At 42.2% G+C, this 21,918-nt stretch carries 18 protein-coding genes; 4 read left to right on the top strand and 14 right to left on the bottom strand.

Annotated elements, in window-relative coordinates:
* The first annotated feature begins 13 nt into the window (after positions 1 to 13).
* Entirely contained in the window at positions 14 to 784 is a 771-nt protein-coding gene (locus AB5123_RS02520) for a hypothetical protein (protein WP_330018868.1), read from the top strand.
* A gap of 153 nt (positions 785 to 937) precedes the next feature.
* Here the strand turns inward: AB5123_RS02520 and AB5123_RS02515 are convergent, their stop codons facing one another.
* Entirely contained in the window at positions 938 to 2,260 is a 1,323-nt protein-coding gene (locus AB5123_RS02515; RefSeq protein WP_265290334.1) for an ABC transporter permease, read from the bottom strand.
* Positions 2,247 to 2,987 carry an ABC transporter ATP-binding protein gene (locus tag AB5123_RS02510; protein WP_022287226.1) on the bottom strand — a complete coding sequence of 247 codons (741 nt, stop codon included), beginning with the start codon at positions 2,985 to 2,987 and terminating at the stop codon, positions 2,247 to 2,249. Before AB5123_RS02510 ends, AB5123_RS02515 begins: the two co-directional genes overlap by 14 nt.
* 716 nt (positions 2,988 to 3,703) lie before the next feature.
* Here AB5123_RS02510 and AB5123_RS02505 point away from each other — a divergent pair.
* On the top strand, positions 3,704 to 5,338 hold the full coding sequence (locus AB5123_RS02505; protein WP_368364494.1) for a cellulase family glycosylhydrolase: 1,635 nt from the start codon (positions 3,704 to 3,706) through the stop codon (positions 5,336 to 5,338).
* A 136-nt stretch (positions 5,339 to 5,474) separates the two neighbouring features.
* Here the strand turns inward: AB5123_RS02505 and cbiB are convergent, their stop codons facing one another.
* The 10 genes from cbiB to AB5123_RS02455 all read right to left on the bottom strand — a co-directional run bounded on the left by cbiB (position 5,475) and on the right by AB5123_RS02455 (position 16,933).
* Positions 5,475 to 6,446 carry an adenosylcobinamide-phosphate synthase CbiB gene (cbiB, locus tag AB5123_RS02500; protein WP_022287224.1) on the bottom strand — a complete coding sequence of 324 codons (972 nt, stop codon included), beginning with the start codon at positions 6,444 to 6,446 and terminating at the stop codon, positions 5,475 to 5,477.
* Between the two features lie 223 nt (positions 6,447 to 6,669).
* Complete coding sequence (hisC, locus tag AB5123_RS02495; RefSeq protein WP_287216346.1) at positions 6,670 to 7,731, bottom strand: histidinol-phosphate transaminase; 1,062 nt, start codon at positions 7,729 to 7,731, stop codon at positions 6,670 to 6,672.
* Between the two features lie 90 nt (positions 7,732 to 7,821).
* Positions 7,822 to 9,951 (bottom strand): RNA polymerase sigma factor, encoded by a 2,130-nt coding sequence (locus AB5123_RS02490; RefSeq protein ID WP_368364493.1) that lies wholly within the window; start codon positions 9,949 to 9,951, stop codon positions 7,822 to 7,824.
* A 236-nt stretch (positions 9,952 to 10,187) separates the two neighbouring features.
* Positions 10,188 to 11,939: an RNA polymerase sigma factor gene (locus AB5123_RS02485; RefSeq protein WP_347503313.1), complete on the bottom strand. Its 1,752-nt coding sequence runs from the start codon at positions 11,937 to 11,939 to the stop codon at positions 10,188 to 10,190.
* Between the two features lie 140 nt (positions 11,940 to 12,079).
* On the bottom strand, positions 12,080 to 12,694 hold the full coding sequence (locus AB5123_RS02480; protein WP_022287220.1) for a TIGR04100 family radical SAM protein: 615 nt from the start codon (positions 12,692 to 12,694) through the stop codon (positions 12,080 to 12,082).
* Positions 12,695 to 12,822: 128 nt separating this feature from the next.
* The gene (locus AB5123_RS02475; protein ID WP_022287219.1) at positions 12,823 to 14,076 is read right to left on the bottom strand and encodes a glutamate-5-semialdehyde dehydrogenase; all 1,254 of its coding nucleotides are present in this window, start codon (positions 14,074 to 14,076) and stop codon (positions 12,823 to 12,825) included.
* A gap of 5 nt (positions 14,077 to 14,081) precedes the next feature.
* Positions 14,082 to 14,879, bottom strand: coding sequence for a glutamate 5-kinase (proB, locus tag AB5123_RS02470; RefSeq protein WP_022287218.1), 798 nt, complete (start codon positions 14,877 to 14,879; stop codon positions 14,082 to 14,084).
* Positions 14,880 to 14,898: 19 nt separating this feature from the next.
* The gene (locus tag AB5123_RS02465; protein WP_337812082.1) at positions 14,899 to 15,855 is read right to left on the bottom strand and encodes a D-2-hydroxyacid dehydrogenase; all 957 of its coding nucleotides are present in this window, start codon (positions 15,853 to 15,855) and stop codon (positions 14,899 to 14,901) included.
* Positions 15,852 to 16,193, bottom strand: a complete 342-nt coding sequence (locus tag AB5123_RS02460; protein ID WP_117923300.1) for a hypothetical protein — start codon at positions 16,191 to 16,193, stop codon at positions 15,852 to 15,854. The genes AB5123_RS02465 and AB5123_RS02460 overlap by 4 nt, the downstream gene beginning before the upstream one ends.
* A gap of 188 nt (positions 16,194 to 16,381) precedes the next feature.
* On the bottom strand, positions 16,382 to 16,933 hold the full coding sequence (locus AB5123_RS02455; protein ID WP_022287215.1) for an NADH peroxidase: 552 nt from the start codon (positions 16,931 to 16,933) through the stop codon (positions 16,382 to 16,384).
* Positions 16,934 to 17,226: 293 nt separating this feature from the next.
* On the opposite strand from AB5123_RS02455, the gene AB5123_RS02450 reads away from it, so the two are divergent.
* Positions 17,227 to 17,676, top strand: coding sequence for a C-GCAxxG-C-C family protein (locus AB5123_RS02450; RefSeq protein ID WP_022287214.1), 450 nt, complete (start codon positions 17,227 to 17,229; stop codon positions 17,674 to 17,676).
* 111 nt (positions 17,677 to 17,787) lie between these two features.
* Here AB5123_RS02450 and guaB read toward each other — a convergent pair whose 3' ends face one another.
* Both guaB and AB5123_RS02440 read right to left on the bottom strand, forming a co-directional pair.
* On the bottom strand, positions 17,788 to 19,266 hold the full coding sequence (guaB, locus tag AB5123_RS02445) for an IMP dehydrogenase (protein ID WP_181982695.1): 1,479 nt from the start codon (positions 19,264 to 19,266) through the stop codon (positions 17,788 to 17,790).
* Positions 19,267 to 19,512: 246 nt separating this feature from the next.
* Entirely contained in the window at positions 19,513 to 20,847 is a 1,335-nt protein-coding gene (locus AB5123_RS02440; protein ID WP_368364492.1) for an MATE family efflux transporter, read from the bottom strand.
* A gap of 260 nt (positions 20,848 to 21,107) precedes the next feature.
* On the opposite strand from AB5123_RS02440, the gene AB5123_RS02435 reads away from it, so the two are divergent.
* A complete protein-coding gene (locus AB5123_RS02435; RefSeq protein WP_022287199.1) occupies positions 21,108 to 21,803 on the top strand; it encodes a RadC family protein in 696 nt (231 codons plus the stop codon).
* Positions 21,804 to 21,918 lie beyond the last annotated feature (115 nt).

The raw sequence follows: 21,918 nt of genomic DNA, 5'->3' as shown, positions 1-21,918 counted from the left end.
ACGAGGTACAAAAATGTCAAAACTTTGCAAATCATGTGGAAACTATTATGAGGGAGATCACTGCGACAAGTGCGGCTATGGCGACCCAAACTTAAAGACCCACGCCGCCGACAAATACAAAAAGCCCACAAAGCCTGAACGTTTCAGGACCGAGGAGGAAAAAGAGCTTTACGCCGAGTGGGAAAAGGAGAAAAAAGAGGACACTGAGATAAAGCGTCACTATGATCCCAACGCAGGCAAAAAGACCCTTGCCATTGTGGCGGTAGTTGTTATAGGCGTTATCGTGGCTGTGCTATACAAAAGCGGAGTTATTTTCAGCTCCACAAAGACAGAGGTAATAGAAAAATACTTCAAGTCCATACAGACAAGCGATTTCGACTCATTCGTGGAGTGCTTTCCGAAAGAGATGAAGAACGAATACGAACAGCAGCGAACCGAAGGCGGATATGGCAAAGAGCAGGTTATGAAAGAAGTCCTTTACGGTGATTTCATTGAAAGCTATGGTTCTGATTACACTATCGACGTATCTTTCGGCAGAGAAACAAAGCTTAAAGAATCTGAATATGACCTGAGCGAATACAAAAGCTTTTACGGCTCTGCACCGAATGTTTCAGAGGCTTATGAGATAGTAACGAACGTGACTTTCAAAGGCTCAAAGGGCAGTGAGGACGCAAAGCTTTACATCTACGTTGGAAAATGCAGCGGAAAATGGTGCATTTTCAATATCACGCAGGATAACGGCATTGTTGACGAGAACACTGGGCTTAAAACTTCAGAAAATTAAATAGCACAAAGCAAAACCGCCACGGAGAAAGATCCGCAGCGGTTTTTTTGTTTTGCGATAAAACCTATATGGTGGAATGTCGTATTTCTGTTAAACAGAAATTGAGTCGCTCCCCTACATATAAGTGGCGTAATTATAAGCTTTTATGTGATATTATTTCTTATTAAAAGCAAATGACTTTCTTGTTCTCTGCTTTCCGCCTATTGACATTGTGAATATCTTGTCGCTCATGAAGATTTTCAGTGCGACAGTCATGCACACTACAAGAAGTACTATCTGATAGATAAGTCCCCCTGCATAAAGGCTGTAGTTGCCAAACATTACGTTCTCGCTTGCCATAAAGGTATGGGTGAACGGTATAGCATAGACGATATACTTTATAACAGGTGAAAGCGTTCTGATATCAACTACCATTGCAAGAAGATATGGTATCATTGCGGAGAAGGTTATAGGCAAAAGAATTGTCTGGGCAGATTTTGCGTCTTTTGCAAGTGCTCCTAATACCATTGAGAGTGACAATGAGATAAGGATAGACACAAACATCTGTATTCCCACAAGAGCATACTGTCCAATGCTCATAGTAAGACCAAGGTTTTCCATTGCAGATTCATATGCTGAGGTATCTCCCATGCCCTCAGTAAGACCGCCTGTCATTTTGCTCATGCCGAACATATAGACCACAGCCTGCAAAGCCGCAACAACACCTGCGGCAAGCATTTTTGACGCAAGGACTGAAAGTCTTGAAACAGGTGCGGAAAGAAGCGTTTCAAGGGTCTTGTCTATTTTCTCGGTAGAGATCGCGCTAAGTATCATCTGAGCCGAGAACATTATAAGAACGAACATTATTATAGGCACTACCATGCTTTGTGCGGAACAAAGGGACATCACTACAGAACTGCTCACTTTATCTGCCTTGTCGCCAACAACCGTTGTTTCAGAAAGCAGTACAGGGTCTTCAAGCTGATTCATTTCGTCCTCTGTCATTGCGCCGCTTGAAAGCTTATCCTGATAGATAGTTGATTTTACTGCCTGCTGTATAACTGCAAGGGCAGTGTCTGAGCCTGTGTTTATATTTGACATGGTTGCAAGAGAGGTCATTCTCTGAACATATCCAACGTCTGCCTTTTTATGCTGTTTTACCTGCTCTGTAAAGCCTTTTGGTATTATCACAACGCTGTCCTGATCGAGCCTTTTAAGCTCTGCGGCATAGTCATCAGACTTTATATCTACAACTGTTATCTTACCGTCACCAGCCTTTGCAGTAGCTTTCAGAGAGTTTAAAACGTTTTCTGTGAACTCTGTTTTGTCAAGGTCGCAGATAGTAAGGTCGGAGGCCTTTTCGGCACTGTCGCTTATTGCCCCTGACATTGCCTGACCTGCCATAACAAGCACCACTACTGTGACTATCATTGTTATAATAGTTTGCAGGCTGAGCATTTCCTTTAATTCCTTGCGGAAAAGACTATAAAACTTCACGGTCAAGCACCACCCTTTCAAAGACTTCTTCAAGGTTCTGAGCGCCATATTTTTCAATAAGCTCCGCAGGCTTGCCGACTTCCAGCAACTCGCCCTTTGCAATTATACCCACTCTGTCTGAAACATACTCTATTTCAAGCATATTGTGAGAAGAAAGCAGAAAGCTCATGCCCTCAGAAGCAAGCTTTCTTATCATTCTTCTTATTTCAAGGGCGTTTATGATATCAAGTCCCGAAGTCGGCTCGTCAAGGATAGCCAGTGCAGGGAGCGGCATTATCGCCCTTGCAAGGAGAAGCTTTCTTGCCATACCACGGGAATAATTTGATATTTTATCATTAAGCCTGTCACCAAGCTCGCATATCTCACAGCCACGCTTAACAAATTCGTAAGCCTGTTCTCCGTTGTCGGCATAGATAGAAGCCATGAACTCCAGATATTCTCTGCCTGTCATGGTCTTATACGCACCAGCCTCGTCAGGGAGGTATGTAATGCTTTTTCTTACCATATCAGGTTCAGTGAGAATACTATGACCTGCCACGATAGCGTCGCCCTCTGTTGCCTGCAAAAGTGTTGATATCATTCTTATGGTCGTGGTCTTTCCTGCACCGTTTGGACCTATCAGCGCAAATATCTCGCCCTTTCCAACGTCAAAAGTGACGTTATGGGAGGCGTAAATGCCTTTTTTGTACTGCTTTGAAAGCCCTTTGACCTGTAAAACGGTTTCCATCGTTTCCCCATTCCTTTCTTTATCTGTATCATTGTATTTTTTGTGAATAAATCAAGTATAGCACACCACGTTCCAACTGTCAATTGACATTTGTCATGTACTGTTATGTAAATATGATTTACTAATAGTATACACTGTCTATGGCACGATGTCAATAGCGGTTTTCACCAAAACAGGAATGATTTTTATTATTTATGCGTTAGAATATAAAATTCACTTACTTTGCGAGATAAAGTAAACCACGTTACATAATGATTACAAATCAAATAATATTCTGTACATTTTCAACTCTTTCAAGTACGTTTTTTTGGATATCACAATGTAATGATTTGATTACATTTTGGTTACAGACAAGGGTAAAAAAACGGACGATTGTTGAAAACTTTATAATTTTCAACACCAAATTGCTGTTATAGCATGAGTTTTAAACATTTTCAACATAGTTTTCAACATTTTCAAAAGTTTTCAACTGTAGTTTTCAACTGTCCAAAAAAGCTCTTGTTACCGTTTTTTAATCATTTGTAATTTATTCATTTTTCGTACTTCTATAGTAAATAGGGAGGATTTATTACATTTTCACCAATGAACGAATTTAAAATTTGTGAAGTATTTAAGTTTTAAAATAGGCTTTTGCTGTTTACAAATGAATGAAAATATGTTAAACTTATAATAAATATGAATGAAAAGTTACAATATTCATTATTGGAGGAAAAATTATGGGAAAATTAACCAGTCTGAAAAAAGCCGCCGCTGTGCTGCTGACTTCGGTAACACTCATGTCGGCTGCGGCGGCATTGCCTGCTGTGGACGAAACACCGCTTCTTTCGCAGACGGCGATAACTGTTGAGGCGGCAAGCGTCGGAAAAGTCACAGGGCTTACTTCAAAAACACTTAGCAACAGCGAGATAAAGCTTAGCTGGAAAAAAGTCAGCGGAGCTTCGGGATACTCAGTTTGTATGAGAAAAAACGGTAAATATCCGCAGATCGCAGACGTAAAAAGTGGCTCGACCCTCACATACACTGTAAAAAATCTGCCAAATGCTACCCGTGAAAACTTCAAGGTAAGAGCCTACAAGACCGTGAAAGGAAAAAAGGTATACGGCGCATATTCCGACAACTGGAACACCGCCACGAACCCACAGCCTGCAAAGGGTCTTAAAGTATCAAGCGTTTCCTATAACAGCGTAAAGCTTTCATGGACAAAGATAGGATGCACAAATTACAGAATATTTCAGCTTAAAAATGGTCAGTGGAAAGAGATCGCAAAGACCACAGACACAAGCTACACTGTAAAAAATCTCAGCCAGAAGACCACATACAAGTTCAAGATAAGAGCCTGCAAGACAGACGACAAGAAAGCCAACCACTACGGAAAATATTCCGCAGAGGTATCCGCTACTACATCTAAAGCTCCTGCTGTTGTGACACCTGTTTCACAGCATGGTCAGCTTTCTGTAAAGGGTGCGAACATTGTTGACAAGAACGGCAAGGTATTCAAGATAAAGGGTATGTCAACTCACGGCATCATGTGGGAGGATTTTTCCGATATCCTTACAAAGGACTCACTTAAAGTTCTCAGAGATGACTGGAAGGTCAACACCATAAGAATCGCAATGTATACTTATGAATGGGGCGGCTACTGCACCGAGAACGGCAAGTATCAGGCGCAGGCAAAGCAGAAAGTCAAGACAGGCGTTGAGAACGCAAAGTCTCTTGGAATGTATGCTATAATCGACTGGCACGTTCTCAATGACCAAAACCCTAACAACCACAAAAATGACGCTATCAAGTTCTTCACAGAAATGGCTAAGACCTACAAGGACTACAATAACGTTATTTACGAGATCTGCAACGAGCCTAACGGCGGAATCACATGGACAGGCGGAATAAAGAGTTATTGTCAGAGCGTTGTAAGCGCTATCAGAAAATACGACAGTGACGCTATCATAATCTGCGGCACAGGCACATGGAGTCAGGACATAGATCAGGTGCTTGGCAACAAGCTTTCTGACAAAAACTGCGTTTACGCTCTTCACTTCTATGCTGATACTCACAGAGATTGGCTGAGAAACAGACTTCAGAACTGCTACAACAAGGGACTTCCTGTTCTTGTATCTGAGTTCGGAACTTGCGACGCAAGCGGAAACGGCGGATATAACTCAACAGAAAGCACAAAATGGCTCAAGCTTCTCGATTCACTGAATGTAGGCTACATAAACTGGTCAGCCTGCGGAAAGAGCGAAACGGCTTCCGCATTCAATAGCGGTACGAACCTCAAAGCTATAAAGAGCGGCACTTCACAGCTCACAGCAAGCGGCAAGTTCATTCGTGATTGGTACAGAAACCACTGATAACACAAAAGACCTCTCTTGGTGGGAGGTCTTTTTTTTGCACAGAAACTAACGATAAGCGGGCGACCCAAGGTCGCCTCTACACTATAAAAACAAAGCCGAGGGGCGTTTACCTCTCGGCTATTGTTATTTTATATCATATCACAAAGAACAGTGCCGTTCTTATAACTGCTGTAAAAAGCATAGCATAGAACGATGTTCCAAGCAAAAGCTGATTTGCCCAGAATATATCATTAGGCTCGCATGGCTTTAGATTTCTGCCTATAACAGGCTTTCTTACAAGCTGTCCGCCGTAATACTCATCACTGCCAAGCTGGATACCCAATGCACCTGCACACACCGACTGAGTTTGCGCTGAATTAGGACTAGGGGATTTTCTTCTGTCTTTTTTGTATACCTGAGAAGCGTTCTTGCTGTCAAGGTGAAGATAAGAAACGTTCATTTTCATAAGCAGAGCGGCTATTCTTGCAGGTATAAAGCTGAGAACGTCGTCCAGCTTTGCAGGAAATTTGCCGAAGTTTATGTATGTGTCTGTTTTATAGCCCACTGTGTTGTCGATAATATTCACTGTTCTGTAGAGTATTCCGCCCAGACCACCGAATATCGCAGACCAGAAAATAGGTGCGACCGCCCAATCTGTGGTGTTCTCTGCAACCGACTCCACCGTACTTTTTATAACAGCGTCAATGTTCATATCGTCGGTGTCACGGAATGTGACTTTTTTTACTTTACGCTGTGCCGAAGAAAGATTGCCTGCCCTTGCCGCACGCATTACGCCCCCTGCTGCAGTTTTAAGGGACTTTACAGAAAGCGCTGACCAGCACATTATGCCCTCGAGGAAGATGCCAAGTGCGGCATTTAGCTTATAGCCCACGAATAGAAGAAGCAATGCCACAGCGGCAACTATAAGAAGCACTATCACAGTCATCATAAGACCTGCCATACGCTGTGCTTCGGGGGTGTTTTTATAGCTGTTTCTGAAAGACTTATCAAGTTTTGCCACAAGCTTTTTTATAAAATACTGAGGATAGACCACTACTTCAGGGTCGCCAAGGAGCATATCCAGCGCAAAGCCAAGCGCAAGCGCCGCCAGTGAATTTATCAACATATATACATATCCTTTCTTCAGGCAATAATTACTTATGATAATTATATCACAACATTTTCTGATTTTCAATACCTTTATGCTCTGATTTTAAGGGATAAGGCACAAAAAAGGGCGGTCAGAGCCGCCCGAACAAAAGTCTTTCAAAAAAATCAGAAACTAAGGTGCGAACACTGTTTGCCCCTACACTGAATAGATATATCCATAAGCTTTTGTGATAACTATATTATTTGCATATCTCCGAAAGCTTTTCAAGCATAAGATCCATTTCCTCGTCTGTGCCGATAGTAATTCTCAGGAAGTTATCTATTCTCGGCTTGTTGAAATATCTCACGAAGATACCATTTTCACGGAGGTATGTGAAGATCTCCTTTGCAGAGAGCTTTTCATGCTGTGCAAAGAGAAAATTCGTTTCGCTGTCAAGGACGTTGAAGCCCATTTCACGCATTTTTTCCGCTGTTCTATCCCTTGTTGCCTTGACCTTTTCAACTGTCGCCTTGAAATAATCCTCGTCAGAAAGGCTTGCAACGGCAGTTTCTATGGCTATCTGGTCGAGAGGATAGGAATTGTATGAGTCCTTTACAGCCCGCATATAGCTGATAAGCTCAGCACTTGCAAAAGCCATGCCCACTCTCATGCCTGCAAGGGAACGTGACTTTGAGAAAGTCTGTGTTACAACGAGATTATCGTACTCTTTCACAAGCTCCACGCAGGAATATCTGCCGAAATCCACATATGCCTCGTCGATTATAACAATGCTGTCCTGATTGTTTTCAAGAAGTTCTCTTATAAATTTCTCACCCACACCAAGGCTTGTCGGAGCATTAGGGTTTGGTATAACAACGCCACCGTTAGGCTCTTTGAAATCCTCGATATTTATTACAAAATCATCGTCAACGCTCTTAGTCTTGTATGGTATCTTCAGAAGCTCACACCACACAGGATAGAACGAATAAGTTATATCAGGATAAAGTATAGGCTTATCAGAGTTGAAAAATGCTCTGAAAGCTGTGGCAAGCACATCGTCTGAACCGTTTCCGCAGAAAACATTTTCGCTATTCAGTCCCACACGCTCCGCAAGCGCCGTTCTCAGTGCAGAAGCATCAGCACTAGGGTATTTTCTAAGCTCTGCAATAGTTTTCCCCTCCAATATTGCCTTTACCTTTGGTGACGGCGGATAAGGGTTTTCATTTGCATTGAGCTTTATTATCTTATCGTTTTTAGGCTGTTCCCCTGCAACGTATGGCTCTATATTTATAAGGTTTTTTCTCCAAAGCTTTTCGCTCATTTTACATTATCCTCTCTATATTTTATCATAGTAAAGCATTAATATAAAATATTATAGCACATACCGCTTATGTTGTCAAATAAAAGCCGCCTAGTTTTCAAAGTAAGCCTGTATAGACTGCAAAACGCCGTCATAGTAATATGCGTTCACGCTCATGGAATCGCTCTTCCAATCAAGAAACTGATCTTTGCCGTTTCTGTCGCTGACCTCAGGTGTGCCGAGAATCGCAGCCATCTCCTCAGGAGTTGAATTTTTTGTTATACCGAATATTGAGCAGTCGCTTTCGGTGGTGAAACTCATTCTTATCTTATGGAGGGTATGATCGCTGTTGAGCCAGAAGTCGAAGATGATGATATTATCCACAGTCGAGCTTGTTTTTCCGTAGCAAAGAGCAGAATCGTATTCATCGTCAGGTGTATCCGCCATTTCTGCTCTTACATCATCAATAAGCTCATTGCCTGTGAAAACGTGGTCTATGCCCTTATAGCTAACGCTTATATCCTTAGGCAGAGCAGCGTCTGAAGTAAGGTCGAGGGTCTTGAGGTCATCATATACCTTTACTCTGTTCTCATCAGTGTTTACAGTGCTCTCGCCCGGTGTTGTTATGCCTGTATACTCAGATGTGAAAACAGCCTCTCCGTCTTTTTCGTGTATTTCTTCCTGCGGATAGTTTTTGCTGTAGTATGTGAAATCGGAAACCGAGAAGTAATCAAGCACTACGTCATACTCTTCGTAATTACTATATGTTTCCACCACGCCGAGTGAAATTGTATAGTCAACGTTCTCCCAATACATTGTATAGCATTTATAATCGTCCATGCCGTCATATTCGCTGTTCATATAAATGCTTGTAGGGCAGCCCATTTTGTCGATTATTTTATCAAGATCTTCTTTATTGCTGTAGTTGCCGTAGCTTTCATACTCCCAGTCGGAGGTATCCACAGCCTCTTCTAAAGGTATGGTAATGCTCCAGCTGTTTTCCTTGAGAATGTCAGCCACACTTGCGTCACGGTCAAATGGGTTTGCACTGGTAAGGTCGTAGTTTGTTTGGCTCTCATCTGATGAAACGAAGGTTATCTCAACGTCACTGTTTTCACCTATCATTTTATCAACGCTCATAATATCACTAGATCTGCCAATATCGTCGCCGTACATTTTCATATTGGCATTGCCGCCGTCTATGGCACTAAGGTCAACAGGCACTGATATTTTGCTGCCGAAAATATCCTGCGGCAAAGTATCTGACGGCGTACCGCCATTAAATCCGTCTATCCAATATAGATTGTTGTCTTTGTTATCGTTAGCGGTATCAGACACGTCTTCATCGCCCTTTGAAGCTGTGCTGTCATTTTGTGAAGAAGCAACAACAATATCATTATTATCATCGTCATCACTATTATTTGAACTGAGCATTACCGCCGCTGTGATACCTCCACCCACAACTGCCACTGCGACCACACCTGCTATTACCTTTGCTTTTACTGTTGAAAACATTCCTTTTCCTCCCGATATAGTTTTTGTTGATGTTACGCTATCGGGAACTGCATTAGCGGCTGAGGCTGAGCCTGTGAAAACGGTAAGTTTCGGAAGAACGGTGTTTGAAGCCTCTTTATTAAGAAGCTTTGAAAGAATAAATACAGGCACGACAGCATGAAGTCTGTCGTTGTTGTTTTCCTCGTATATAAGCACCGCCTCCTTTATCTTTTTTCTTGCGGCACTAAGGCGAGAAGTTACTGTACCTGTGGTGCAGTTCATTACCTCTGCTATCTCAGGCACTGTGAGCATATCGAAATAATACAGTATCACCGAACGCCTTTGCTCTTCTGTGAGAACAGTGTCGATAATATCCATTATTATCTTTCTTTTAGCGTCATTGCTCACATATTCCTCCGGGATAAGCCCCTCGTCAGGGATCTCCTCTATTATCTCCTCTGAGTTGTCCTCAGGGGCGGAATTGTTTCTAAAGTGCATTTTGCAGAGATTTATCCCTATCCTGTTTACCCATGCTGGAAAATTCTCAGGCTGTGCAAGAGTGCCAAGCTTTTGAAGGGCTGTAATATAAGTTTCCTGAGTGATATCCTCTGCAAGCTGTGGGTCGCCAAGAAGCTTCAGGCAGCTAAAATACACTGTTCTGCCCGTTTCTTCATAAAGCGCACCGAACGCCGCCTTGTTTCCCTGTGCCGCCTGCAATACAAGCTTTTTGATATCATCTTTTTCCATGTTTTTGACCTGCTCTTTCTTTCCGAATTGCCGTTTTCTCGTCCGCTGTTTTATCAGTCCCGACATTAGTTAGATGCAAAACGCAGACGATTTGTTGAGCAAATTCAAAATTTTCATATATAGTTTACATATAATTAATACTTATTATTATAATATTGCCGAAATAATTATATCACATAACAAAATGCCTGTCAACGAGCAAAAAATATCCCCCACAAATGTGAGGGATAGGTTTTTCAGAACATACCTGCAAGATACATTCTGCTTTCATAAAGCTTTTTTGAATTTGTATCGAAGGCAAAATGATATCTGTAGAGAGGTGTAAGCCCTGCGGCATTTTTCTCACCTGCAACATATGCAACGAAAACGTCAGGGTCAGTGTCGCTGTTCACACAGTATGTTCCGCTCATTGACATATCGCCCTGTGAGTAAACATAGGAAAGATAGTTGCCTGAAATGCTGTTCTCACCCTTTGAGATGCCCTGAGAAGCAAGCATATCCTGTACTGATTGTGCTGAATAATCATCTATGTTGTCATATATCTCATCGAGCTTCTTTGTGCTTGTGACATCATAGCAAAGCCTTGTTGGCATACCGGTCGGTATCCAAGCAGGAGTGTAAATATCGTTTGACATAGGCGTTTCCTCTGCCCATACCACATAGCTGTCTGCAAGAGATACCTGTCCGTCAGGGTTTGTGAGATTTGCAACATATACCGTTATCTCATCCCCCTGCGGCTCGACCTTTGGGATAAGGGTCATGTAATAGCTATCCCACCATTCACCGCCGAAATAGTTGTCTGCACCTACACGATAATTGAGCATTTCGCCCTTTTTATCCTCATAGTGACCTCCGTCGCAGTATACAAAACTGTATTCGTCAGCATATTTTGCATAGAAATCAGATGTCTTTATATATCCGCCCACCTGCATGATGTCACCGTTGAGCTGAACAAGACCTGACGAAAGATCAGCATTTTTTATCTCGTCAGAAACAGTGTAAACCGCCATTTCAAGCTCACTGTTTGAATTTGTACCGCTTGCATCATCTTCATTATCAGCATTTTCATCAAGTTCGTTTAGATTGTCCTCTATCTCCTGCTCGTTCACTTCCCCCTGTGCGTCTGTCTGAACGGCTGTGTTTGGCTTATCAGCATCTGATGTCTTATCTCTGTTTGCAAGCACCACCCCTGTGATACCTCCGCCAACTACTGCCAATGCGACTACTCCTGCTATTACTTTTGCTTTTACTGTTGAAAACATACCTTTTCCTCCCGATTTACTTATTGTAGTATTTTTATCGGGAACAATATCCTCGGCGGCTGCCGTGTTGCTGAAAACGGATAATTCAGGCAGCTTCAAATGCTGACATTCCTGCATAAATATCTTTGACAGAACAGGTATAGGCATAACAGCATGAAGCCTGTCATTGTTTTTCTTTTCGTAAATAAGCACCGCCTCCCTTATCTTCTTTCTTGCAGCGCTAAGACGGGAAGTGACAGTGCCAACAGAACATTCCATTATCTCTGCTATCTCAGCCACGCTCATCATATCAAAATAGTAAAGTATTATTGTCTGACGCTGTTCGTCAGTGAGAGCGGTGTCGATAATGTTCATTATTATCCTGCGTTTTTCTTCGCTGTCGGCATAATCGTCAGGGATAAGCTCGCTGTCGGGCGTATCGTCGATTATCTTTTCCGACTCCTCCTCCGCAGTGCGGGGATTTTTCCTGAAATACATTTTGCAGTTGTTTATGGCAATGCGGTTTACCCACGCTGAGAAATTCTCAGGCTCTTTAAGGCTGTCAAGCTTTACAAGAGCTTTCATGAAAGTGTCCTGAGTTATATCCTCCGCCTGCTGAGCATTTCCAAGAAGCTTCAGGCAGTTAAAATATACCGACCTGCCCGTTTCTTCGTAAAGCTCGCCGAAAGCTGCTCTGTCACCCTGTCCTGCCTGCAAAACAAGACGTCTTATCTTTTCCTTTTCCATTTTTTCTACCAAGCTTTCTTTTTATTATCGAACAAAAATATCCGTTTTCAGCACTCGGTTATTGTTCCGACATCACTTAGATGTTTGCTGAAAACGGAATATTGAGCAAATATAAAACTTAATATATTGTTTACAAAATATTAATCAACATATTCTCTGACTCTGAGATGTATACCCACGCTGTCAGCAACTGCCTGAGATTTTTTTATCTCCTCTTCGCCGATTATATCAACCACAGTGAGCATTACCTCCGGCACGAACTCTTTCACTCTCTTTGCAAAAGAGAGCATTTCTTCAAAGCAGTTCACGCCCTTGAATGAGGGTCTTGTTATCTCGTCATAAGCCTTTGCGTCAGAAGCGTTAAGACTTATTGAGATTATATCAACAAGTCCCTTGAACTCAGCAGGAGTTTCACGCTTGTTGATAAGGTCGCTAAGACCATTTGTGTTGATCCTTATAGGTGTCTTTGTAACAGATTTTATATACTTTGCAGTTTCTTTGAGTATTTCAAGCTCACAGGTAGGCTCGCCATAACCGCAGAAAATAATTTCCTTGTAGCTGTCAAGGTCACGCTTTTTGATGTTGTCTATTACCTCTTCGGCAGTAGGCTGATGTTCCAGCCACAGTGGGTCAGAGCCATAAGCACCATCACCGTTGTGACGAATACAGAATGTGCAGTTGCATGGGCACTTGTTTGTGATGTTGAGATAAAGCTTATCGCCTATCTCATAAGAAATATTCATAGCTTTTATCATTATAATTACCTCTTTTTTTATAATATATCAAAGTATCAGAGCAGACAGGCGACCAAAGGTCGCCCCTACAGAGAAATCATCGCCGCAGGCGATACCTTCATTCCCCACTCCTCATTCCTCACTAATATCTATTCTCTTATCTGTCCGTTGCCTGAGATAAGATACTTTGTGGTGGTCATTTCTCTAAGACCCATAGGACCTCTTGCATGAAGCTTCTGAGTGGAAATGCCTATCTCAGCACCAAGACCGAACATTCCGCCGTCTGTAAATCTTGTTGAGCAGTTTACATATACTGCCGCTGAGTCAACACGCTTTTGAAATTCCTGTGCGGCAAAAAGGCTTTCTGTTACGATACACTCAGAATGTCCTGTAGAAAATCTGTCGATATGTTCAAGGGCTTCCGCCATGTCGTCAACGACCTTGATAGAGATTATATAGTCAAGAAACTCTGTTGCATAATCGTCATCATCAGCAGGAGTAACGTTTTCAGGACCAAGTATCTGCCTTGTAAGCTCACAGCCTCTTATCTCAACGTGGTGCTTGTCAAGTCTTTCTTTAAGCTTCGGGAGAAAATCCTCTGCGATATCCCTGTGAACAAGACAGCTTTCAACTGCGTTGCATACAGACGGACGTGAGGTCTTGCCGTTATCAACAATGTTCACAGCCATTTTTATATCCGCACTTGCGTCAACATAAACGTGACAGTTTCCTGTGCCGGTCTCGATAACAGGCACAGTGGCAGACTGTACAACAGCCTTTATAAGCTGTGCGCCTCCCCTTGGGATAAGGACATCAATATAATCATTAGCTTTCATCATATCAAGAGCGATGCCTCTGTCAGTATCCTCCACAAGCTGAATGATATCAGGACTGAAGCCTGCCCTTTCGACAGCCTTTCTCATTAGGTCGGCAAGCATTTTGTTTGAGTTTATTGCTTCCTTTCCGCCCCTGAGTATAACAGCGTTTCCACTTTTAAGGCAAAGTATAGCGCCGTCTACAGTAACGTTAGGTCTGGCTTCAAAAATAATGCCTATAACGCCCATTGGCACTCTTACTTTCTCGATCTTCATGCCGTTAGGTCTTGTTGAGCCTGAAACTACCTCGCCCACAGGGTCGTCAAGCTGTGCAAGCTCTTCGCAAGCCTTTGCCATGCCCTCTATACGGCTGTCATTGAGTGCAAGTCTGTCAAGCATAGCCTCAGACATTTTTCTCATTCTGCCGTTTTCAAGGTCAACCTTGTTTGCTTCGATAATATCGTCCTTGCAAACTCTCAGGATATGTGCGATCTCAAGAAGTGCATCATTTTTCTGTGTTGTTGAAGCGAAGGCGATATCCTTTTTGCAAGCTTTTGCTTTCTGTCCCAAAATATCGATGTAACTCATTTTTACTATACCTCCCCGTTAGCTGTAAAAAGTGTTCCTATAGGTTTATTTTCAAATACCTTATACAAATGTCTTGGATCTCTGCCATTCATTATTATAAGATCTATTCCGCCATTTTTGCATATCTCAGCGGCTTTTATCTTTGTCGCCATTCCGCCTGTGCCAAGTGAAGAACCTGCACCCCCTGCAATAGCCTTTATCTCCTCCGTTATCTCAGGCACAACAGGAATAAGCTCAGCGTCATCATACTTATGAGGGTCTTTGTCAAAAAGTCCCTCGATATCAGACATTATTATAAGCAGATCTGCATTAGCAAGCACCGCAACATTTGCCGCAAGAGAATCGTTCTCGCCCATTTCAAGCTCCAGCTCATCAATAGACACCGTATCGTTCTCGTTCACAATAGGGATAGAACCAAGCTCTATAATGCGGTTAAGGGCGTTCTGCACATTTATGCGTCTGTCCTCAAGAAGAATATACTTTGTAAGCAGAAGCTGAGCCACATTAAGGCTGTATTCAGAGAAAAGATTATCGTAAAGATACATAAGCTCACACTGACCCACCGCCGCACAAGCCTGTCTTGTGGGAGTGTCCTTGGGTCTTTCCTTTATGCCAAGCTTTGCTCTGCCAAGGCCCACCGCACCGCTTGATACAAGGATTATCTCATGTCCTGCATTTTGCAGATCGGCAAGAGTTTTAACGAGCTGTTCCACACGGCGTATGTTCAAAAGCCCTGTGCTGTGAGTAAGAGTAGAAGTTCCTACCTTTACCACAACTCTTTTCTTTTTTGTCATATCTATCATTTTCATCATGTCCTTATTGTTATTTTCCGTTGACAACATTCTGTGGCGTACCCTCTATCCACATTTTCAAGTTCTGCGCAACAGTTTCAAGAAGCCTTTCTCTCGTCTGCTTTGGCGCCCACGCTATATGTGGGGTAACAGTGCAGTTCTTTGCGTTTCTGAGAGGGCAGTCTTCATCCATTGGCTCGTTTGTGAGAACATCAATTCCTGCCCCTGCGATATCGCCATTTTCAAGAGCCTCAGCAAGAGCCTTTTCGTCCACAAGACCGCCTCTTGCAGTGTTGACGAAAAATGCTGACTTTTTCATCATGCCAAGGCTTTCGGCATTTATCATTTTCTCATTATCCTTTGTAAGAGGACAATGGAGCGTCACTATATCAGAGTTCTTTAGAAGTTCTTCAAGGCTTACCGCAGGCGTGCCGTCAGTTATTTTCTGTGGTGAGCGTGTAAAGGTGATGACCTTCATGCCGAACGCTCTTGCTATCTCAGCAACTTTCTTTCCTATGTCGCCATAGCCTACTATACCAATGGTTTTTCCTGCAAGCTCATAGGTAGGGATACCAAAATATGAAAACAGCTTATAATTCACCCAGCCGCCCTCATCAACTTTCTCGGCATATTCTCTTATCTTGCTGAAATAGTTGAGGATAAGTGCAAAAGTATGCTGAGCAACTGCGTTTGTAGAATATGCAGGCACATTGCAGACCACCGCGTCATGCCTGTCTGCGGCGGAGAGGTCAACATTATTATATCCCGTTGCAAAAAGACCGACGTATTTCAGGTTTTTGCACTTTGAGAATACCGCCTCTGTTATGAGGCACTTGTTACATATAACAGCGTCAGCGTCGCCTATCTTTTCTGCGACCTGTTCATTTGGTGTAAAACCATAAACAATGCTTTCACCAAGGACTGTTATACCCTCCAGTGACACATCGTTTCTTGAAACTGTTTCAGAGTCAAGTATAACTATTTTCATTCTTCATCTTCCTTTTGAGCAGTTTCCGACTTTTCCCCGGCATTCTCCAAAGCTTTCTGCTTTTTAGCAAACCTATGGGAAATAAAAGCTGTTGCCGCAAGAAGCGCTACCTCTGCACCGAAAAGCATACCGATAACAAAGCTTTTTGTGGTAAACTGAGTAACTATAGTAAGGTCGATAGCTATCATTAATGTAAGATAATGATAAGAGCCTTTCCTTATGAACTGAGTTATATATAAAAGCGTAGCGATAACGCAGAATATCATATGCACCTTGAAAGGCAAGGGGGCATAAACGTTCTGCAAGGTCGCAGTTTCCGCCGCCAGTGTTTCTATCACACTATCATCTCCTAAAGCATTATTTTATCATACTAAAATATTATACCACAGTTTTACGTCATTTGCAATAGATTTGAGCTTTTATAACGGCTTTATAAAACAAAAAGACAGAAGTATTTTTTCAAATACCTCCGCCTTTTTCGGGAAAAATTCGTCGTAATCTTTAATTTATACTATTTTAAGATAAATTACTTGTTAGCGAAATATCTGTCAAGCAGACCCTTGAAGCCGCATCCATGTCTTGCTTCGTCCTTAGCCATTTCATGAACTGTGTCATGGATAGCGTCATAGCCAAGTTCCTTTGCTCTCTTAGCAAGCTTCATCTTGCCCTCACAAGCACCATTCTCAGCCATATATCTCATCTCGAGATTTTTCTTTGTAGAAGGTGTTACTACCTCGCCCAGAAGCTCTGCGAACTTAGCAGCGTGCTCAGCCTCTTCGTAAGCTGCCTTCTCATAGTACATACCTACCTCAGGATAGCCTTCTCTGTAAGCAACTCTTGCCATTGCAAGATACATACCTACCTCAGAGCACTCGCCGTTGAAGTTCTCTCTAAGACCTGCAACAACTTCCTCATCAAGACCCTCTGCAACGCCTACCTTATGCTCGTCAGCCCATGTGATAGCTGTTTCTTCTACTTTATTGAACTTTTCTGCTGGTGCGTGGCAGATAGGACACTCCTTTGGAGCAGCCTCGCCCTCATAAACGTAACCGCATACTGAACATACAAACTTTGACATAATCTTTGTCCTCCTTATTTTAATATCATTTTTTACTTTTCCACAGACCAGCGTTTTCGCTTATCTGCGTTATTCTTTGCAGCTTTTCCCTTGCTGTGATTAAAGTATACCACATTAGTGTACATTTGTCAATAGGTTAGTTTTGTCTAACAATATAAAAATATTGCAAAATTTTATGGCAAAATTTTATGCAATTTGACGTAGACTATACTAACCAATAATACGTCTTGAAAAAAACTTAAAGCTGTGCTATAATGAAGATCAATATATGACAAAAAAGGAGTTCTTTTTAAATGAATAAGGAAAAAGCAGCGGCAGCAAAAGCTCTTTTCATGGAGGGCTACAACTGTTCACAGGCGGTAGTAGGCGCATGGGCTGAGGATATCGGCCTTGACAGCGAAACTGCATACAAGATAGCTTCGGGCTTTGGCGGCGGAATAGGCAGAATGAGAGAGGTCTGCGGAGCATTTACAGGTGCAGTCATGGTGCTTGGATTGAAATTTGGCAACACCATAGGCAGTGACAGGGCTGCAAAGGGCAAGGATTATGAGCGTGTTCAGCTTTTTGCAAAGCGTTTCAAGGAAGAGCTTGGCTCTGACACTATCATCTGCCGTGAGCTTCTCGGTCTGAGCGGACCTAGTGACCCTGACCCTGCAAAGCGCACAAAAGAATACTATCAGAAGCGTCCATGTCCTGAAACTGTAGCAATTGCAAGTGGTCTTTTGGGAGAATTTATGGAGTAGTTTTTTCAGAAAAAAACTTGAAACTGTGGGCGAACGCTGTTTTCCCATACAAAATAATACAAAAAGAGCAGAGAAACGAGATCTCTGCTCTTTTTTTGTATATAAATTCTATTAGATACCTGCGGAATAGTTTGGAGCTTCCTTTGTGATATAAATATCGTGTGGGTGTGACTCCTTAAGACCTGCGCCTGTTATCCTGATGAACTTAGCCTTTTCGCCAAGCTCTGCAATAGTATGACAACCGCAATAGCCCATACCTGAACGGATACCGCCAACGAGCTGGAAGATAGTATCTGAAACTGGACCCTTATAAGCCACACGACCCTCAACGCCCTCTGGAACGAGCTTCTTTGAGTTTGTCTGGAAATATCTGTCCTTTGAGCCTTTATTCATAGCGGCAAGAGAACCCATGCCTCTGTATACCTTGAACTGTCTGCCCTGATAGATCTCAGTTTCGCCTGGAGCTTCGTCACAGCCTGCGAGGAGTGAACCAAGCATTACAACGTTTGCACCGGCAGCAAGAGCCTTAACGATATCGCCTGAATACTTGATACCGCCGTCAGCAATAACAGGAATGCCATACTCAGCAGCAGCGCAAGCAGCGTCATAAACTGCAGTGACCTGAGGAACACCTATACCAGCGACTACACGGGTAGTACAGATAGAACCAGGGCCGATACCGACCTTTATAGCGTCAGCACCTGCTTCGCAGAGCGCTCTGGCGGCTTCAGCAGTAGCGATATTACCTGCAATAACCGGTGTATCAGGGAAAGCGGCCTTAACTTTTTTAAGACAATTTATAACGTTCATAGAATGGCCGTGAGCAGAGTCAAGAACGAGGACGTCTACCTGAGCTTCAACGAGAGCGGCAACTCTTTCAAGAATATCGTTAGTCATGCCGATAGTAGCACCGCAAAGAAGTCTGCCCTTTTTATCTCTTGCGGAATTTGGATACTGAACAGCCTTTTCAATATCCTTGATAGTGATAAGACCCTTAAGAACGCCGTTTGCATCAACAAGAGGAAGCTTCTCGATCTTATGCTTCATAAGTATCTTCTGAGCGCCTTCAAGATCCGTATCAACAGGAGCAGTAACGAGGTTTTCCTTAGTCATAACGTCACCGATCTTGATATTTTCAAAATCAGTGATAAATCTAAGATCTCTGTTAGTGAGGATACCCTCGAGCTTGCCTTCCTCATCGACTATAGGCACGCCGGAGATCTTATACTTGCCCATGAGCTTATCAGCTTCAGCAACAGTTTTATCGGCTGTAAGAGAGAAAGGATTAACGATAACGCCGTTTTCAGAACGCTTTACCTTATCCACCTCTTCTGCCTGCTGAGCAATAGTCATATTCTTATGGATAATACCGATACCGCCCTCTCTTGCGATAGCGATAGCCATTTTTGACTCTGTGACTGTATCCATAGCAGATGTCATTATAGGTGTATTGAGGACTATATCCTTAGTAAGGTGTGTATGGATATCCACCATATCAGGTGTACAATCCGACTCGCCTGGGATAAGGAGAACGTCATCAAAGGTAAGACCCTCTTTACCAAACTTATTGTTTACATTAGTATCCAGCATAAATTAACCTCCCGCAAACATTTTGAATTCTTAATTTATTATTCTTATAATCATACAACATTTAATTAAACTTGTCAACATCATTATTGAGAACTTTTTTTTAATTTAGTCTTTGCTAATCGAAGTTACGTTGTTTTAGCCAAGGTTTACGCCATGGTTTGTTATGCCGCAGAATCACTGCGCTCGACTCTTTATTTTACTTATTACTTGTGATTTGTTAGGTTGGCTTTGCCAATTCCTCACTCCTCATTCCTCATTCAATTCGTTTTTCATCACTTTCACTCTCGCAAACACCACTGACAGCACTGTTGACACAAGCCAACCTATCGGCCATGACAGCCATATTCCCGTTGACCCATATGGTCTTGCCAACACGAACGCAAGCACTACTCTGAGTATCAAGTCCGTAAAAGTTGATATCATAAAATACTGCATTGCACCCTTACCTCTCAATGCTCCGTCTGACATTATTTTTATGCCCACAAACACATAGAAAGGCGATATTATTCTCAAAAATGTTGTGCCTATCTCAACGGCTTTTGTTCCGCCGTCGTCAAGAAACAGATTTATCATGGTTTTTGGCATACAGAAAAAGCAGAGTATAAAAGGCACTGCCACGATAGCTGAGATAACAAGTCCTGCTTTATATCCGCTTTTTATCCTATCGTTCCTGCCTGCACCGTAATTCTGTGCAACAAAGCTTGAAAGCCCGTTTGAAAGCGTTGTAAAGCTTGTTATAGCAAAGGTATTTAGCTTTATTGCAGAAGAATATCCTGCGATACAAGACGAGCCGAAGCTGTTTACAAGATACTGCACAAAGATATTTCCCACTGAGATAAAACTCTGCTGTAAAATACTAGGTATAGAATAAAGGGTTATCTTTTTAAGTATTTTTCCTGAAAACAGCAGTGGTTTATCCTCTGTTTTAATTTCTGCGGTTTTCTTCACCAAAATAAGCAGTGAGAACACGCAAGCCACTCCCTGAGCGATAAAAGTAGCCCATGCAACGCCTGCCACACCCCATTTAAAGAACTTCACGAACACATAGTCGAGAACAACGTTTCCAACTGATGAGCCGATAAGGAGATACAATGGTGTTTTCGAGTCGCCCATTGCGTTATAAATACCTGTACCCACGTTATAAAGAAACAGGAAGATAAGACCTGCGATATAGATCTTCAGATAAAGCTCACCGTCACGGAAAATGTTATCAGGCGTGTTTATCATTCTCATAAGAGGAGTAGAGAACGCAAGTCCAAAAACTGTCAGAACTGTCGCAAGTATCGTACATGAAATTATAGTAGTAGTTGACGCAGTTTTTACCTTTGAGAACTCTTTTCCACCAAAGAATTGAGATATCACCACACAACAGCCAACATTGCTTCCCACTGCAAACGCCATAAATATCATTGTTATAGGATAAGACGCACCAACTGCCGCAAGAGCGTCCTCGCCTGCGAATTTTCCTGCTATGATACTGTCAAAAATGGAATACATCTGCTGAAATATCACGCTCACGAACATAGGCAGGGAAAATTTCCACAGCACTGTCCACGGTTTTCCCACCGTCAGGTCTGTCATAAAAACATCTCCATAATATAATAGTTACCATTTCATTATATCATAAAAAAACAACCTTTTTCAACGTCATTTCGCACAGACACTTTTGATATTTCTGAAGGTTTTTTTAGCATTTTACGCTATTTGTGATTTATTAATAAAATTTTCTAAATATTATTAGCTTACCCTCTTGCTGAAATTATCTGTAAAGAATAAAGTCACAATGGTTTTTTATTGACAAAAAAGTGCGGATATTTTATACTTGTATAAGAGGTGATAAAATGAGCAGTCAAGCAGACCATGGTGGTCACAGAGAGAGAATGAGGAAGCGTTTCAAAGAATCGGGAAATTTCAAGGGCTTTTCCGAGCATGAGATACTTGAAATGCTTTTATTTTACATTGTGCCGAGAAAGAACACCAATGATATTGCGCACGAGCTTATAAAAAAGTTCGGAAGCTTAAACAGCGTTCTTAACGCTTCTGTGGAGGAGCTTTCTTCGGTAAAGGACATGGGCGAAAGCTCTGCAAACTCACTTTTATTTTTCAGAGAGCTTATAAACTACTGCTCCACTGTCACAGACAGCAGGATAGACATTAGAAACATATCTGCGGCGCTGAGTTTTGTAAACAACTGTTTCAGAAACGAAAAGCAGGAGAAGTTCAAGGTAATTTGTATCGACTCTGGCTTTCACATAAAGAGTGTAACAGACATATCCGCAGGCGGTGCGAGATTTACCCCTGTTGATTTTCGTGAGCTTACAAAAGCCGTTCTCAACAGCGGCACTGATATTGTTATCCTTGCCCACAATCACCCTGACTCACCCAACACCCCCTCTCAGGAGGACGTTACTCTCACCCGTGAGGTCATGAGATATATGAGATGTTTAGGTGTGACAGTTCTTGACCATTATATAACAGGCAATAACGGAACTATCTCCATGCGAAACTGCGGACTTATCCATGATATGGAGTGTTAAAAATAGAATATCACATAAAAAATGGACGATATGTTTAATGATATAATCCCCTTAGAGTAGACACATGAAATAATAAAATGGTGTAACTCTAAAGGGGGTTATTTTATGTCAAAGA

It is taken from the genome of Ruminococcus sp. RTP21204st1_B2_RTP21204_210225, from assembly GCF_040914135.1.
GTDB lineage: Bacteria > Bacillota > Clostridia > Oscillospirales > Ruminococcaceae > Hominimerdicola > Hominimerdicola aceti.
Note: the sequence above shows the minus strand (reverse complement) of the source record. Positions and strands in the feature narration are given on the sequence as shown.

Excerpts from the sequence above, each read along its gene's own strand:
- AB5123_RS02505 (WP_368364494.1), top strand. The coding sequence starts at position 3,704 with ATGGGAAAATTAACCAGTCTGAAAAAAGCCGCCGCTGTGCTGCTGACT.
- AB5123_RS02480 (WP_022287220.1), bottom strand. The coding sequence starts at position 12,694 with ATGATAAAAGCTATGAATATTTCTTATGAGATAGGCGATAAGCTTTAT.
- AB5123_RS02520 (WP_330018868.1), top strand. The coding sequence starts at position 14 with ATGTCAAAACTTTGCAAATCATGTGGAAACTATTATGAGGGAGATCAC.
- hisC (WP_287216346.1), bottom strand. The coding sequence starts at position 7,731 with ATGAGCGAAAAGCTTTGGAGAAAAAACCTTATAAATATAGAGCCATAC.
- AB5123_RS02510 (WP_022287226.1), bottom strand. The coding sequence starts at position 2,987 with ATGGAAACCGTTTTACAGGTCAAAGGGCTTTCAAAGCAGTACAAAAAA.
- AB5123_RS02450 (WP_022287214.1), top strand. The coding sequence starts at position 17,227 with ATGAATAAGGAAAAAGCAGCGGCAGCAAAAGCTCTTTTCATGGAGGGC.
- proB (WP_022287218.1), bottom strand. The coding sequence starts at position 14,879 with ATGATAGATATGACAAAAAAGAAAAGAGTTGTGGTAAAGGTAGGAACT.
- AB5123_RS02455 (WP_022287215.1), bottom strand. The coding sequence starts at position 16,933 with ATGTCAAAGTTTGTATGTTCAGTATGCGGTTACGTTTATGAGGGCGAG.
- guaB (WP_181982695.1), bottom strand. The coding sequence starts at position 19,266 with ATGCTGGATACTAATGTAAACAATAAGTTTGGTAAAGAGGGTCTTACC.
- AB5123_RS02435 (WP_022287199.1), top strand. The coding sequence starts at position 21,108 with ATGAGCAGTCAAGCAGACCATGGTGGTCACAGAGAGAGAATGAGGAAG.
- AB5123_RS02440 (WP_368364492.1), bottom strand. The coding sequence starts at position 20,847 with ATGACAGACCTGACGGTGGGAAAACCGTGGACAGTGCTGTGGAAATTT.
- AB5123_RS02490 (WP_368364493.1), bottom strand. The coding sequence starts at position 9,951 with ATGGAAAAAGATGATATCAAAAAGCTTGTATTGCAGGCGGCACAGGGA.
- cbiB (WP_022287224.1), bottom strand. The coding sequence starts at position 6,446 with ATGTTGATAAATTCACTGGCGGCGCTTGCGCTTGGCTTTGCGCTGGAT.
- AB5123_RS02475 (WP_022287219.1), bottom strand. The coding sequence starts at position 14,076 with ATGAGTTACATCGATATTTTGGGACAGAAAGCAAAAGCTTGCAAAAAG.
- AB5123_RS02465 (WP_337812082.1), bottom strand. The coding sequence starts at position 15,855 with ATGAAAATAGTTATACTTGACTCTGAAACAGTTTCAAGAAACGATGTG.
- AB5123_RS02485 (WP_347503313.1), bottom strand. The coding sequence starts at position 11,939 with ATGGAAAAGGAAAAGATAAGACGTCTTGTTTTGCAGGCAGGACAGGGT.